This is a genomic window from Algoriphagus marinus, assembly GCF_001936475.1.
Classification (GTDB): Bacteria; Bacteroidota; Bacteroidia; order Cytophagales; family Cyclobacteriaceae; genus Algoriphagus; species Algoriphagus marinus.
In genome coordinates, this window is the sequence record NZ_MSPQ01000009.1 from 171,751 (window position 1) to 186,905 (window position 15,155).

At 38.5% G+C, this 15,155-nt stretch carries 19 protein-coding genes; 3 read left to right on the forward strand and 16 right to left on the reverse strand.

Annotated elements, in window-relative coordinates:
• Positions 1 to 2: 2 nt before the first annotated feature.
• The 14 genes from BVC88_RS15360 to BVC88_RS15425 all read right to left on the reverse strand — a co-directional run bounded on the left by BVC88_RS15360 (position 3) and on the right by BVC88_RS15425 (position 10,625).
• Positions 3 to 1,043, reverse strand: coding sequence for a hypothetical protein (locus tag BVC88_RS15360; RefSeq protein ID WP_075351595.1), 1,041 nt, complete (start codon positions 1,041 to 1,043; stop codon positions 3 to 5).
• Between the two features lie 53 nt (positions 1,044 to 1,096).
• Entirely contained in the window at positions 1,097 to 2,131 is a 1,035-nt protein-coding gene (locus tag BVC88_RS15365; protein WP_139316582.1) for a hypothetical protein, read from the reverse strand.
• Positions 2,085 to 2,549: a hypothetical protein gene (locus BVC88_RS15370; RefSeq protein ID WP_075351597.1), complete on the reverse strand. Its 465-nt coding sequence runs from the start codon at positions 2,547 to 2,549 to the stop codon at positions 2,085 to 2,087. The genes BVC88_RS15365 and BVC88_RS15370 overlap by 47 nt, the downstream gene beginning before the upstream one ends.
• Entirely contained in the window at positions 2,503 to 3,669 is a 1,167-nt protein-coding gene (locus BVC88_RS15375; protein WP_175574428.1) for a DUF4221 family protein, read from the reverse strand. Before BVC88_RS15375 ends, BVC88_RS15370 begins: the two co-directional genes overlap by 47 nt.
• 49 nt (positions 3,670 to 3,718) lie before the next feature.
• Positions 3,719 to 3,979 (reverse strand): hypothetical protein, encoded by a 261-nt coding sequence (locus BVC88_RS15380; protein ID WP_075351599.1) that lies wholly within the window; start codon positions 3,977 to 3,979, stop codon positions 3,719 to 3,721.
• A 377-nt stretch (positions 3,980 to 4,356) separates the two neighbouring features.
• Positions 4,357 to 4,536, reverse strand: coding sequence for a hypothetical protein (locus BVC88_RS15385; protein WP_075351600.1), 180 nt, complete (start codon positions 4,534 to 4,536; stop codon positions 4,357 to 4,359).
• Between the two features lie 45 nt (positions 4,537 to 4,581).
• A complete protein-coding gene (locus BVC88_RS15390; RefSeq protein ID WP_139316583.1) occupies positions 4,582 to 5,550 on the reverse strand; it encodes a hypothetical protein in 969 nt (322 codons plus the stop codon).
• Positions 5,551 to 5,630: 80 nt separating this feature from the next.
• A complete protein-coding gene (locus BVC88_RS15395; RefSeq protein ID WP_075351602.1) occupies positions 5,631 to 6,044 on the reverse strand; it encodes a thioredoxin domain-containing protein in 414 nt (137 codons plus the stop codon).
• Entirely contained in the window at positions 6,041 to 7,186 is a 1,146-nt protein-coding gene (locus tag BVC88_RS15400) for a DUF4221 family protein (RefSeq protein WP_175574429.1), read from the reverse strand. Before BVC88_RS15400 ends, BVC88_RS15395 begins: the two co-directional genes overlap by 4 nt.
• Positions 7,187 to 7,227: 41 nt before the next feature.
• Complete coding sequence (locus BVC88_RS15405; RefSeq protein WP_075351604.1) at positions 7,228 to 7,482, reverse strand: hypothetical protein; 255 nt, start codon at positions 7,480 to 7,482, stop codon at positions 7,228 to 7,230.
• Between the two features lie 265 nt (positions 7,483 to 7,747).
• On the reverse strand, positions 7,748 to 8,470 hold the full coding sequence (locus BVC88_RS15410) for a hypothetical protein (protein ID WP_075351605.1): 723 nt from the start codon (positions 8,468 to 8,470) through the stop codon (positions 7,748 to 7,750).
• Positions 8,471 to 8,556: 86 nt separating this feature from the next.
• Positions 8,557 to 8,940 (reverse strand): GntR family transcriptional regulator, encoded by a 384-nt coding sequence (locus tag BVC88_RS15415; protein ID WP_075351606.1) that lies wholly within the window; start codon positions 8,938 to 8,940, stop codon positions 8,557 to 8,559.
• 1 nt (position 8,941) lies between these two features.
• Positions 8,942 to 9,778 (reverse strand): hypothetical protein, encoded by an 837-nt coding sequence (locus tag BVC88_RS15420; RefSeq protein WP_075351607.1) that lies wholly within the window; start codon positions 9,776 to 9,778, stop codon positions 8,942 to 8,944.
• Complete coding sequence (locus BVC88_RS15425) at positions 9,771 to 10,625, reverse strand: ABC transporter ATP-binding protein (RefSeq protein WP_075351608.1); 855 nt, start codon at positions 10,623 to 10,625, stop codon at positions 9,771 to 9,773. The genes BVC88_RS15420 and BVC88_RS15425 overlap by 8 nt, the downstream gene beginning before the upstream one ends.
• Positions 10,626 to 10,730: 105 nt before the next feature.
• Here BVC88_RS15425 and BVC88_RS15430 point away from each other — a divergent pair, with 105 nt between their 5' ends.
• A complete protein-coding gene (locus BVC88_RS15430) occupies positions 10,731 to 11,264 on the forward strand; it encodes a GNAT family N-acetyltransferase (protein ID WP_075351671.1) in 534 nt (177 codons plus the stop codon).
• 165 nt (positions 11,265 to 11,429) lie between these two features.
• Here BVC88_RS15430 and BVC88_RS15435 read toward each other — a convergent pair whose 3' ends face one another.
• The gene (locus BVC88_RS15435) at positions 11,430 to 12,248 is read right to left on the reverse strand and encodes a ferritin-like domain-containing protein (RefSeq protein ID WP_075351609.1); all 819 of its coding nucleotides are present in this window, start codon (positions 12,246 to 12,248) and stop codon (positions 11,430 to 11,432) included.
• Between the two features lie 24 nt (positions 12,249 to 12,272).
• Complete coding sequence (locus BVC88_RS15440; protein WP_075351610.1) at positions 12,273 to 12,971, reverse strand: ferritin-like domain-containing protein; 699 nt, start codon at positions 12,969 to 12,971, stop codon at positions 12,273 to 12,275.
• A gap of 257 nt (positions 12,972 to 13,228) precedes the next feature.
• Here BVC88_RS15440 and BVC88_RS15445 point away from each other — a divergent pair, with 257 nt between their 5' ends.
• The gene (locus BVC88_RS15445; protein ID WP_075351611.1) at positions 13,229 to 14,041 is read left to right on the forward strand and encodes a creatininase family protein; all 813 of its coding nucleotides are present in this window, start codon (positions 13,229 to 13,231) and stop codon (positions 14,039 to 14,041) included.
• Between the two features lie 130 nt (positions 14,042 to 14,171).
• Positions 14,172 to 14,738, forward strand: coding sequence for a pentapeptide repeat-containing protein (locus tag BVC88_RS15450; protein ID WP_075351612.1), 567 nt, complete (start codon positions 14,172 to 14,174; stop codon positions 14,736 to 14,738).
• Positions 14,739 to 15,155: the final 417 nt, after the last annotated feature.

A 15,155-nucleotide genomic window follows, 5' to 3' on the forward strand; every position in this document is an offset into this window, starting at 1 on the left:
ATCTAATTTCCCTCAAACCCAAATGGTACCACCTTGTCAGAAACTTGCCCCTTAAGCGGATAGCGATACACTTCAAACGACTTCTTGTCTTTTCGTCCTTCATAGGCATAGCCGTTATCAATTACCATCGGAAAAAAGTAAAGATTGAGCAAAGGGCGAAATTGATTGTCAGCGGAGACTTGATTCAATGTATATATGCGCTCATCATCTTCTAACCCAGACTCCCATGAGAGCAAATAGAGTTCCCCCGTTACATTATCAACATACATCTTAATCTCCGTATTTTCCGAAGGAATAGGCACACGACTTCTACGGATATTTCCCTCTTTATCTATACGAATCAGCGTTTTATGAGTGGTAGCCCAGATATAGGTAGTACCATTATAATAGCCATAGTAATTGCTGTAAGTTTCATTATTTTTTCCTATCAACTTCCCATAAGGCTGAAAAATAACAGTAGTATCTTCCTTGGAAAGGGAACCATAATCGAATGGAGGATTTTTCTTATAATCATACATTTCGTGATACCCATTAGGATTTATAAAGCGCTTTTCCGGACGATCAATAAGGTAAATTTGAGTTCCTAGCATCTCTTCATTGTTTACATAATCTGTTCCTATCATAGTTTCGGGGTTCAAAAAAACATTGGTCGTATTAATACCATGCCTCGCAGGCCTATAAAATTCATAGGCTTCGAGTGAATTCAATTTTCCACCTTTAACCTTAATCATTATGCCGTCCCCAATATCAATAGGACTAAAAATGGAATCATTAACCTTCACAAAAGAAGAAGCCGCATCGATCTTCATGTCATCGACAATCAGATTGGACTTATCCAAAAGATACATGTGCCTTTTCATCGGTTTGTTGTTTGACGCATAGATCAGAACCTTATACTCGCCCATGGGTAAGTACGAAGTCAATACGCAGTTCTCACAAGCATAGACTAGCTCAAGTTTTGCTTCTTGAGAAAAAAGGGTCGGTGTACTCAGTAAATTAATCCAAAATAAACTCAGCAGAATTTTGTGGGGAAAGCGATACATAGCTATACTCTTTTTTTGAAAAATCTATAATAATTAGACTGAATTGTAAGCATCTAATTTCCCTCAAACCCAAATGGTACCACCTTGTCAGGAACTTGCCCCTTAAGCGGATAGCGATATACCTCAAAGGACTTCTTGTCTTTTCTACCTTCATACACATAGCCATCATCGATGACCATTGGAAAAAAGTACAGATTGAGTAACGGTCGAAGTTGATTGTCAGCTGTGACTTGATTAAGTGTATAAACACGCTCAGCGTCTTCCAAACCAGACTCCCAAGAGAGCAGGTACACTTCTTCAGTCTCATGATCAAAGTACATTGACATCTCGGTATTTTCACTGGCGATAGGCACCTTGCCCCTTTGCATATCCCCACTTTTATCCAGTCTGATCAGCGTTTTGTGCGTCGTAGCCCAGATAAAGGTGGTACCGTTTTTATAACCAAAATACCTAGAAAATGTCTCTTTTGACTTACCTACTAATTCTCCATAGGGCTGGAATATGACAGTCGTATCCTCTTTGGAGAGAAAACCATAATCAAAAGGAGGGTTTTCTTTAAAATCATAGCCCATATGACGCCGGTCCGAGTTGATAAACTTTTTCTTTGGTCGATCAATTAAAAACAATTGCACCCCTTCGTTGTAGTCTTTTCGCTCGAATCCAATAATGTATTCTGGATTCATAAATGTACCTGGCGTATTAATCCCATGCTTTGGACCATTGTAAAACTCGTAAGCCTCTTCGACTATCAATTCCTTTTCCTTCACCTTGATCATTACCGCATAACTCACATCTAGAGGACTAAAAATAGAATCATTCACCTTCACAAAAGAAGAAGCCGCATCGATCTTCATGTCATCGACAATCAGATTGGACTTATCCAAAAGATACATGTGCCGCTTCATAGGTTTGTTGTTTGACGCATAGATCAGAACCTTATACTCGCCCATGGGTAAGTACGAAGTCAATACGCAGTTCTCACAAGCATAGACCAGCTCAGGATTTGCTTCTTGAGAAAAAAGGGTCGGTGTACTCAGTAAATTAATCCAAAATAAACTCAGCAGAATTTTGTGGGGAAAGCGATACATAGCTATACTCTTTTTTTGAAACATCTATAATAATTGGACTAAAGGCATTCAGGTCATAGGATTTGGACTTACTGTTTTCGTCGATAATAATTTGAAGATTTTTCTTTTGCAACAACTTCTTAGCCTTGTCCAGTCGATCTTTAGCTACTTGATTACCAGATAAGATGACCGAAATAAATTTTTCCGTTTTGTCCAAGTCCGAAAGTACCTGATCTACACAGAGACCACAGCTATCAAGGGGCAGAAGTAGTACCAAATTATTATCTACGGTAGCATTGATAGCCTTTATGTAGTTTTCAAATTCTGGTCCATAGACATAGTGCTCCATATTTGGAGTAGAACAGGAAGCTAATAGTCCAAGCAATCCCAGACTAAAATTCCGAAATCTGGAAAATACCGAAGACCATTTCATCATCATGTTCTCGTTGGTTATCATAAATAAATAAGCCCTCTTCACTTACAAATGAAAACAGGGGATTGAATCGATTAGCATCCAATGCATAGGTTCCTATTTGATCAAGTTCTTTATCCAAAATAAAGATTCGCCATTCGGCATCAAATGCTGTATTTTTCTCCCCGTCTGATCTTCGGAGTTCCTGACTTTCTTTTCCGAAGCGATAATACACCTTACGATAAGGATCATACATCAGCTGCTGAAACCAAGCCGAGGAAATATAATGGTTGACGAACTGCTGCATATCACCATTTCGATCAATTCCTTCATTTGTAAATCGCTCCCAATCTGGGTAGTGATGGTAGATGACTGTCTCCGCTCCGAGTTGGTATTCATAAATCCCAGGATCAGCGGGAAAGGTCACCAAAAAAGTCCCTTTTGGAGTTCGAGTAAGATTGGGTTCCCGTAAGATATCAAAGTAATTTTCTCCTTGATACATAGCCGGATATGCTCCAAACTCATCCACCACTTCATTCTTGACAGGATCATACACCATGAATTTATTCCGCTTATAATAGGCGTTTGACTTCACATCTAGATCAGGGTAAACCGGAAGGACCCAAACCGAATCTAGAAAAACCGGCCATTGACCGAGATATGAATACGAAACTGGAAACATTTCCAACCCTTTGGTATCCCTAATGGTCTTACGATATGAATTCATCAATTCTCCTTTCCCATTCAACACGTTAAATCGTGGGGCTCGGTCTTGAATGGTGAGTATACTATCCTCAGAAAAAAAATGAACGATATCCAAATCAGCATCCACAGAACCTGGTCCATCTTCTGCAAAAGAAAGATGGGCTATATCATATTTTCCTTCCAGAGGAATAAAATCGAGTGCAACACTTTGTCTGTTGAGCCCCATTAAATAGGAAATATTATTTCGCTCTATCACCTGGAAATAATCATAAAAAGGCAAGGAAAGTGAATCAATCAAAATGACTTTTGATTTCGAATTAATCAAGGTTTTTTCATCTTCAAACCGATGAGTCAGTTCCTTTTGAATGGAAGTATTTTCAGTATGCTGAATACATCCTGCAAGCAGGAAAACACTTAAAATACTTGACCGAAAAATTTTCATTTGAATTAAATTAAGGTTAGCGGCCTTAAAAAAGGCCGCTTTAAAACAATCAATCAGCAAGGGCATCAATAGCGGCAGCAGTAGTAACTATTGTTGCTGCCAAAGTAGCTACATCTTTTAAATCCTTCCAGAAACAAATTTTCTTTCCAGGGCAACCCGTACCAGTTTGCTTGCATTTTTCTGCTTGGCTAACTGCACAATATTCTTTTGTAAATTCAGGTGTAGTATCTGTGGCAAATGCGGGTTGAATGGAAAATAAGCTTACCACCAAAACTAAACTACTCATCAAAATTGAAATTCTCTTTTTCATAGTTATCTAAATAAAAGTTTGTTTTCCTACTCGTTCGCTTTTCGGTTTCCGCGGTTACTCTTGGATTTTTAAAGTCGTTTTTCACTTTCACATACCCGACTTAAGATGGATTGCCAACCCATAAAAAGCATTTTTTTCAACTAAAATATGGTGTGTGTGTGTAAAAGTCAAGCAATAGAACTAAAAAATTACAATACCTGACTAAAAAATAAACAAACTGCAAATACTCGAGTATTAAGCGAGATATTCCAGAAATAAAAATCTCCCTATTTCCCTGTTAAATAAGTGTCGGCAGACGACGGTTTAATCCTTTTAATGGGATGGCGGTGTGAAAGAATTTAAAATGAAGGAATTAAAAATTTACAACCCTTGAACCTCTACTTCAGCTGAATCTGACCAGAACTTGATTTGTCCAAGTTCACTTTACCCACCTTATTGGGAAGCATTAAAATTGACTTATCCCCTACCCAGCCGCTAATCGATTCGATATCACCTCCGAGTTCGGCTTGAGTAGCCTCCAATTGGAGATTCGAATTGCTTATTTCAATTGCACTCAATCGAGACGATTTTCCGTCGTCATTCAGAATTGAACTTGTAATAGGTTAATCAATTTCCTCCCATGTTTTCCGAACAATGAAATAGTCCCCATCCATATTTTCAATGTGAAAGATATTCCCGCATTCATCAAAATCTATCCCCCAATCAACATCAAATTTTTCATTTACCCCACCTTTTGAAAAACCGTGTTTTGTTAATAAAAAATTATAGGATTGATCAATATCATTTCCCCTGTTTACTATTTCATGAAATATCAAAATGTCACTTCCATTGATAACAAACCTTTTAGTTTTATCATTTCTGTATTGACGTTTTTCTTCCTCAGTCAGGGAGAAGTAATCAACGTTATTTGGAATTGAATATTTATTGTAATCCCTGGTTCGCGAGGGTGTAAAATCAATTTTTTCAATACTTTTATCAACAAGATCTAATTCGTTTATATAAGAATCTCTATCTCCTAAAATGTGTGCTTTTTCCGAATTTAAGTTTACGAGAATGGGAGTGCTTTCAGCATCGAAGTCTATTTTTTTGATCAAAACTTTTGTATTACTAGGTACATCTATCTTAAAGAAATTGAGACTTGCTAGTCCCTGATCAACCATAATTCCGCCTACAATCAATTCAACTTCATTTAAAACTTCAATATTCTCCGTAGTTAAGCCAGGAATATCTATTGGGAAATTTCGAATTTCATTTCCTTTCAAATCATAAACAAAAATAGATTCGTTGCTTTGAAGAAAGTATATTCTATTATCAAAGACATCAAAATCTGGTGTTGTACCCATTATATTATTTATTCTTTCCTTATTTTCCGAAAGAGATTTAGAGTTAAATGAAGCCTTCCATTCTAATTTCCCTCCATTTGAAAATTTATAGGCATCTCCCCAAAATGGGATAAAAAGCACAAAACCATTATCAGATGTTTCCTTCAATTTGAATCCAAAGTCCTTGAATGCAGGTCTAATCTCATGAACGATATCAGTTATGAGAACAGGTTTGAAATCAGGTTCCAAACAATTTGAAGGAAAATCAACTTTTTGCTTCGTATTACACCCCAAAAAGAGAATTAAAAGCAATTTGAAAAAGGATTTATTCACGGTAATATCAGGTTACTTGTTCCATAGTCGATTTCACTTTTTTCAGATAAATCACCATTTTCATCAAAAATATAAATAGTGGGAAATCCGGTTATCAATCCAAAATCAAGTGCTTCTAAGTTGGTATCAAAATAGGTATTCTGATTGAAGTCTTCTTCAAAAAGTAGTCTCGCTTTCTTTTTACTTTTCGTCACTAAGACAACATCATAATTCCCAACCTCATTTACCTTTTTCATTAAGATTTGATGATAAGAAAAACAACCTGAACAACCGTCCAAGTGAATAATCAATACTTTTTTGGGATTTTCTACTCCAATAATTCCAAAATACTGCTCTAATTTCTCCTTTTCAGATAAAGCCTGACTACAGCTATAGACTGCCAATAAAAATAAAAGATAAAGATACTTCATAGCAAATCGTAGATATCAAACACTACTTTATCCTCATCTAAACCTTCAAAGTTGGGGTTTGTTCTTGGGATGTAAAGTCCCTTTTGCCCTATAAATGCATGGTAAAAATTATGCTTGGAACCTTCGAAAAAGGATTCAGAAATGAAGTCCCAATTTTCATCATAAAGCATAATACTGAAATCATTCTTAAAAATTGACATAATCGTATTGTCTTGATCAGGATTAAAAAATCGCCCAATTTGCACAAATCTGAGATAATTTTTTCGGTAAGGGTCATAAAGAACTTTACAATAGTGGGTATTTGAGATTACTACTTCTAATTCAACTTCCAAGCTAGCATTCGGAGTATTGGGAATATCCTTTTCTTTAAATTTGCTTTTTGAATAAATCGCTTTTCGATCATTCATATTTAAATCATATACAAGGATACTGTCTAAAGCATTCCAAGAATATATCCACTCATTATTCTTACCTAAAACCCTTGAAGAAATGGAAAGGTATATTGGTAAGGCTTTGTCTTTGTAAAAATGTGGAAACCCGGATTTTGGAAATAAAAAAACTGAGTCACTATTTAAATCAAACCTTCCTGAAGACCTAAAATCACCTCCCAAAACTCCGGGAGCTGAAGTGTTTTTTAGAATTCCTTGATCAAAGTAAATGGCATTTTGGAAAAAATAACTCGGACTTAGCGAGGTTGAAAAATGGTTAATTAAACCAGGTATTTCCAAATCTAATGGCAGAATTGGAGATAATTGATTAGTGATTTTACCTTTAATATCTATTAGTTTGATATTGGAAATGGTCATTTTTTGCAGTAAAAATATACTGTCCTCATTATGATAATAAAAACCACCAACATTGGTTATCCTGTCCGGTCCCTCTGAAGCAAATTGAATTCTATGAATTATCTCACCCTCTGATAAGTTGTAAAAATCCAAACTGTTGTTCACCAAATTAAGATTAATAAAAGACTCTTGATCAAGAAAATCCCCAATTTGGTGATAGTTGAATTCAGGTGTTGATCTTTCATCCAAACTCAAAATTAATGAATCAGCTAGGACCAAATCGTTTACAGATCCGATCCCAGCTGATTTATCCTCTTTAGTTTGGCAAGAAAAAACAATTGCTAATAAGATTAACAAAAAAGACTTTTTTGGCCACATTTCTAATATCATTTAAATTTCTAGCCAAATTGTGGGGGAGTAGTAGAACAATCTCGATGTGCCCCAGCACATCCTCCTCCAGGAAGCAGAGTACTTATAACTTGAATATGGCCTCCGCAATCATATACTGAAGCTTCAGGGTTCCCAGAACACCCTCCTCCTCCAGCTACTAATGTTCCCCCACTACAAGGTGGTAACCCACAAGCGAAGACATTAATCTGGAATGTTCCAGCCAGCATCAATGTTAACAAAATAATCGATTTTACTTTTTTCATAATTTTTTGAGTTAGAGTTAAACTAATTCTCAAGTGTATACATATATATATATATATATGCAAATAATTGATGTGAAATTTTAGGACTTTTTGGAAAAAACCAATAAAAATTTAAGTTTTGAAAAACTAAACAATTATAAACTCGAATCCTTGTAAGTTATTAGGTTTATACCCCAAAAATTTATTTGGTTCGTTCTATAAAAAATGACTTTAATCGTACCATCCTTTGGTTAACGATTTGAGAATCTTTAAACCCTTCAAAAATCTAATTTAGTTGAATGATTCCAGAACTTGATCTTTCTAAGTTCACCTTACCCACCTTATTGGGAAGCATTAAAATTGACCTTTCCCCTACCCAGCCGCTGATCGATTGGATATCACCTCCGAGTTCAGCTTGAGTAGCCTCCAATCGGAGATTCAAATTGCTGATCGTATTTGCCTTCAAGTCAGAAGATATTCCAGTATAATCCAGAAATCCCAACTTTACGTCTCGAGAAACTGAAAAAGATTCTCTTGAAACTCTCATAGAATCTTGAAAAACTAAACTAGCCTGACTAGAAATAACCCGCAAAGAATCCTGACTGAATTTTTTAAAACTCACTTCCGAGACATCTTCAAGCACAAGACTGTTCAACGCACTTACTTTTAGCTCGAAATAACCCGATTTCTTTTGCATTAATCGATCAATAAAAAGCGTATCACTGACCATTCGATAACTCAGTTCTGGTTCTTCTGGACTCTCACCTGTATCTGTAAATACCTTGAAATACGTCAGTTTTAAGGAATCAGAGCTAGTGATCGTAAGCAATCCTGAATTCTTGATGACTACATGTTTAAACTCCTGAAGCAGAATTTCTTCCTTTTCAATTTTCTTTAATATCCCATACCTACGCTGATCCGAATAGCGAAATGAAATCAGGAGAGTGGCCATCAGCGTGATCCAGCAGAAAGTCAAAAAGGAAAGAATAATCTTAGTACTAGTTTTCATCTGTTTATAATTTGTTTTTTTAAAGGTCATCTGGAATCTAGCATGGCTTCCCCGATAGCTATCGGGGCATCCCAGTTTGTGACTTTTTAGTCATGCTTGATTTCATGATCGTTGGATTGAATGGATTGAATAAGCAATTGGAGATCGGTGGAGTTGAGTTTCAACACCTTCACTTTATGTAATAGGCCGGGTAGATCCTGCTCAAAAAAGGATTCCTTCTGAATTTTCAGGAGGTTTCTTTTTGCATTCAAAGCCACAAAAAAACCTATCCCCCGTTTGTTTTCGAGGATTCCCTCCTCTTCCATCAGGCCGTAACTTCGCATCACCGTATTTCGATTCACCTCCAAGTCCACAGCAAGTTCTCGCACGGAGGGCACCTTATCTCCAGGCAGGATTTTGTCCTGCATGATCTGATCCGCAAGCCAGTCCCGAATCTGAAGAAAGATATTTTTGCTTTCGTTGAAATCCATCTTAAACTTCTCTTTCAGTGAGTTTGAAATAGCTGACTACATAGGAAAGAAATACACCCATCCAGATCAAAATCATGCAGGCGAAAATTAAGATTGGCACATCAGGAGAAATTTCCGGCTGATCAATATTTGGGAAATTAAAGGCAACCTGCTCACTCCAAACCAGCGAATCGGGAAAGACGATCCAAGCAAGTAATAGGCTGCTGGCAGTGATTAGCAGATAAAAAGTAAGGATGGATATAGGCATAAGCACCAGATTGCGCTTACCAAATATGATTCCTCCTACAAACATAAGCGAAGGAATTAAACAGGCCATTCCTAGAATGAGGAGTGAAACAACAGGATTGTTCACTGCATTAGAAACTATAAAACTGCTAAATCGAAAGACCTCAGGGGAACCTATTTCACCTGAAAAGGCAAAAATCAAATCGGCTAGTTCGAACAGGTAAACAGAAAGGACAGAAGCCAACCAAAAAATTAATGGGTAGCTAATTATAGGCAGGACGACTCGTAACAGGCATTGAACTGAAAATTTCTCAAAATGAGAAGCTGGTAGTCTCAAATAAAGACTTGCTGATTTATTTTCCCTTAAGTCTAAAAAACTTTGTCCAACGATACCCCATGCCAACACGATAAACCCAAGAATATAAACTGCATGATAGTATTCGCTTTCCCAACGCATGGAACCTAAGTTGGAAAGGAAGAACACCTGAAAAAAGAAAATATGCAATGCGATCAAGCCAGTGACAGCAAGTAGATACACCCTTTTTCGGCTCATCCATTCGTATCGAATTAAGTTCCCTATTCGCTTTATTTGAAAATTAGAAGTACTATTCATGGCTAGCTAGATTTTTTTCTGATAAAATAGAATTAGAAACCGCTCCCGACATCACTGCATTGAAGAGGAGTTCCAGACTGACCGGAGTTTGATTTTCCCCAGAAACTCGAGGTTGGATAAATTGGACTCCCAACTTATTTTTCTCCGTATAAATGGTATTTTCTGGAGCAGAGGTAGCCATTCCAAAACTGAGGCGATCACTTAGTTCCAATAAATCCTGATCCAATTTCACTTTCCCATCTGCCAAAATCACCACCCGATCGATCAGATTTTCTACATCTTTGACCAAGTGAGTCGCTAAGATCAGCGTCTGTTCTTCACTAAGATTGGCCGCCACAGCCTTTCTGAAAGAAGTTTTGGAAGGAATATCCAAGCCATTCGTAGGCTCATCAAATAACAGCAGCTTACAATTTGTGCTCAGGGCAAAAGCTAAAACCACTTTTTTCTGCTGCCCAAATGAGAAGTCCCCCAGCTTTAAATTAGGCTCAATCTCAAAATCCTCGAGGATGGATAGAAACTTCGCCTGATCAAAAGCGGGATAAAACGGGGACGTCATTTTGGTATAAGCGCTCACAGACAAGTGCAGTGGCAAAGCCAGTTCGTCAGGAACCACAAAAAGCTCTTGAAGAAAATCAGGGCTACGGTCTTTTGAATAGCGACCATTCACTTGCACAGTTCCCTCTTTTGGAAAAATCAAACCGGATAGCAAGCGGAGAAAAGTAGATTTCCCAGCGCCATTTTTACCAAGTAGTCCAACGATAGATCCTGCCGGACATTCCCAATCCAACTCCTGAAAAAGAGCTGACTTTTTGGGATAAGAAAAACTTAAATTTTGAATGGAAATCATGATAGCTGTTTTACTGTCATAGTATATTATGCCACTAATCTAAAACCTTATTTTCAAAATCAAAATTCTTCCATAATTTTTTTTAAGAAATCAGTAGATTTAGGCATGAATCCCACCTACCTCTTCACCTCTCCCCGACTTGGCTTCCGGCTTTGGCAGGATTCGGATCTTCCCAGCTTTTCAGCAATGAATGCAGACCAGGAAACAATGTACTATTTCGAAAAACCACTTTCTGAAGAAGAATCCAAAGCCATGATGGCGCGAATGAACAAGCTATACGAGGACCGAGGCCATTGCTATTTCGCTATCGAATCATTGGAAAAGGGGGAATTCATCGGTATGATAGGGATGGGATGGAAGACCTTTGAGGCTGACTTTACGCCATGTGTAGATATCGGATGGCGGTTGGATAAGCGATTTTGGAATCAGGGATTTGCCAGCGAGGGCGCCATACGCGTCTTGGAATATGCCAAAGAAATGGGGCTGAAGGAAGTTTATTCCTATGCTTCGAACAGCAATAAAGCCTCGACCAAAGTCATGGAAAAAGCGGGCCTGACTTACATCAAGGATTTTGATCTGGAGGAATTAAAAAATACCCCAAGGCTAAATCCATGTAGTTTGTATAAGATCACTTTTTGAAATACGATGGAAATACAATAGAAATAAACCTCCCTACGGTCGGTGAAATAATTAATTTACGTAGCGTATTTAACAAAGTCTATTTCACAAAGTCTATATCATTCTTCAAAAAAAAATGCCGCCCCTTTGCAGAGACGACATCTAACCACCCAACTATTATTTTTTCTAAGCCAAGAAAAGTGAAGCTATACCAAGTACTTGCTGATCAGTCAATGGCTCATCCCAAGCCTCAGAAACTGCTCCAGCATCGATTCCAGTCAAACTCACCACATTTACTCCGCCATGAGACACATTTTCTTCACCCGCATAAATGGATTGAGTTGCTGCAGGTAGCGAACCAATTGATCCATTCGTGATCCAGCCCTTTACGGTATCCTGACCTTTTATGGTTCGTAGTCTTCGGACCATAGAGGCATGCCTTGCCTCCACCGAATGAATAGACAATGCAGCTGTCAAAACCACATCACTCTCTTTGACATTAGCCGCTTGACCTTTGTAAGCGCGAACTCCCGTGTCTTCGAAAGCCTGAGATAAAGCCAAGAAAGTAGGGTAATCGGTGAATGGATTAAAATTTCCCCCAGCTGTGAAATCAAAACCAGGCTCTACTACAGGTGTCCCGCCTAATACATTTGCGATAACCTCTTGAAGGAATTTGACGTGCGCCAACTCATGATCTCTGATTTTCTGAAAAATCACCCGATCTGCTGCCGTAATAACATTTGACTCTAACCCTGTTTGATAATAGCGGTATTCCAAATGCTCCAAAGTCAAGGCATAGTTCAAAACGCCGATCAAGCTAGCAGTATCAGCCTTAGCCACCTTTGGCAAAGCGGATAGTATACCAAGCGGGATAGCAGCCATAGCCATTTTCTTGCTCAAGTCTCCAAACTGACGAAAGGCATCTCTTCTCGAGAAAAAAGTATCCTTTTCCTCCGGAGTTTTGGTGTCCGGGCACATTGTATCTAATAATTTTAATAAGTTCATATCTCTAGATTTTTTAAAGTGGAATTAAGAAGGCAGCTGACTAAAGTCGATTGGTGTCTTTACATACGTACTTGCCGCAGTCAATACCTGAGTGAAATTCAAGGTACGCTCCAGACCATTGGCATCGATCAAATCATCTCCAGCGAAATCGGCTGAACCTGGATTGATCAAATCACGAATCGCGGCAGCATGTCTCGCCTCCACGGAAACAATTTTTCCGGCGATCAATAAGAAATCAGAGCTTTCGAGAAACTGCCCTGCTCCATTATATGCGGCAACTCCTAGATCCTCAAAAGTTTTGGCAGCGTTCAAGACAGAAGTTCGGCTATTGAAATCAATCGATGAAAAGTCAATTTCCAGATCAGCTATCGCCATATTCCCTAATGCCGCTTTAAAAAACTCACGGTGTGCTCGCTCATGCTTTTCGAGATCTCCCATGATAGTCTTTTCTTCTGCATTTGCATTTGCAAAATACCCCCCACCTAGCACCGCTGCATAAAATGCCGCTTCCAATTGTTCCAAAGCATAGGCATAATTCAAAATCCCAATATCCCCCGAACCGAGGCTTACTCCGCCCATCATAGGTGGCATCATATCCTCATCCTCGTTACATCCTACCAGAAGTAGTCCTGCCGTAGCGACCGACAATGTTCCGCGTTTCAAAAACTCCCTACGATTGGCACTTTTGACCAGTGCAGTAGGCTTGATTAGCTCATTTTTCATGTTGATTGATTTTTAAATAATACATCGGTTAAAGCTCAAAGCCACAAAACCTATTTCTGAAAATCAGCTTTTGTGGATTTGAACTGACTTACGAAGTGGGTAAAGTGATTGGATTGACTGGGGTTGAAAAAAAATTACAAATCGAAAAAATTGAATCTCTCACGGTAAACCATTGAAGAATAAAAACCGGGACCTTGTCCAAGATTAGCCATCCATTGTTTGAGAAAAGCCTTATTTTTCGAAAACAAATTTTTGCCATGAGATATTTAGCCCTTACCCTTTCGCTGATCCTGATTCATACCTTAGGATTTGCCCAGCAAAACCCTTCCACCCGCGAGATGGATCGAATCAATTGGATGGAATTTGCAGATTTTGTTCCTGAGAAAATCAATACAGTTTTGCTTCCAACAGGAACACTCGAGCCACATGGCGTGCTAAATAACGGTGCGGACAACACTGCTCCCACCGCCATGGCAAAAGCTATTGCTTCTGAACTCAATGCCTTAATAGCACCAACATTAAATTATGGAATCACTGGAAGTATGGCGGCTTTCCCAGGAGCTTTTCAGATAACCGAGGAAGCATACGCCCCATTTATCAGAGATATTTTGAAGGGCCTTGCCAAAAATGGTTTCAAAAACATCATCATCCTTAATGGTCACGGAGGCGGGCAAACTGCTGTACTTCAACGGATAGCAGGAGAAGTTGCTAATGAATTGGGAATTCGTACGCTGGTAATCAACTGGTGGTCTTATGCTTCGGATGTGACTTTGGAAGTATTCAAAGAAGATGGAGGACATGCTGGTCTTAATGAGACGGCTTATATTCAGGCGATTGATCCGACTTTGGTACATAAAGAAAAATACAATGCCGATATGGCGACTGCCTATCCGAAGACCGGAACTTGGTCTGCGGTCCCTTTTCCTTCCAGCATTGGACTCTATCAAGAAGGTCAGGGCTATCCAAATTTCAATGAAACTCAAGCCAAGGAATACTTCCAAAAAGTCAATGCAAAAGTAGCCGGGCTGATCAAAGAGACGATTCGAAAGTGGGATTTGGCAGGATTGTAGATTTAGGATATTAGATTTCAGATCTATGATTTGACGTGACTTCACTATTCGTTGTTCATCATTCGATATTCGAAGTTGACCTCCAAGTTTTTTTACCCTAAGAAACCTTCTTCAAACTTTACACTTCAAAATGCCCTACTTCTCCAACCAAAGCCTTCAAAATAAAGACTTTACTGCGGAGCCTTTAGAAAAAGGCGAGTATGAGTCTTGCCAGTTTCTTCAGTGCAATTTTTCGGGCTTGGACTTGAGTGGCTTCAGCTTCGAGAATTGTTCATTCATGAGCTGTGATCTCAGTAATGTGAAGGTGTTCAAAGCTGGATTTCAACAAGTAAGTTTCAAGGATTGTAAGATTTTGGGTGTCCATTTTCATACCTGCAATCCCTTTTTATTGGAATTCAGCTTTGATAAGTGTCAGTTGGATTACTGCAGTTTTTTCAATCTTCCGATGAAAAAAACCAAACTGGAAAGCTGTCGGATGCGCGAAGCCAGTTTCACGCAAGCGGACGTGAGCGGCGGAAGTTTTCGGGATTCAGATCTAAGCGGAGTGATTTTCGATCGGACGATTCTGGAGAAAACTGACTTCCGAAACGCCCAAAACTTCTCCATAGACCCCGAACTCAACCGAATCAAAGGGGCTTTTTTCGACTTGGATGGACTACCGGGTTTGTTAGAGAAGTATAGAATCAAGGTGGGATAGAATATAGGATGTATGATATGAGATGTATGATGTGACTTCAGAATTCATTATTTGATATTCAGCCTTCGATATTTTTCTTAAAGATTTCTTCCACAAAATCATCTGACAATTTCCTTCTCTACCCTTGCATTCGGGATGATTTTTTGACTACATTATAAACATTAATTTGTTGATTTAATTAACAAATTGAAGGGATATAATTGAAATATGGTAGAAATACACCTCGCTTTGCTCGGTGAAATACTAGAAACCTATCTCACCGAAAGCATATTTCAAACGATGCAAGGAGTCTGTATCTCGGGAGCAAAGCGACCTTATCTCGCGAAGCGTATCTCAGCGAAGCGATATTTCGCCAAAGGCCTATTTCAAAAAGTCAATTACAAAAATAAACCAGCGGAGACTTCTCACTTCGTTCGA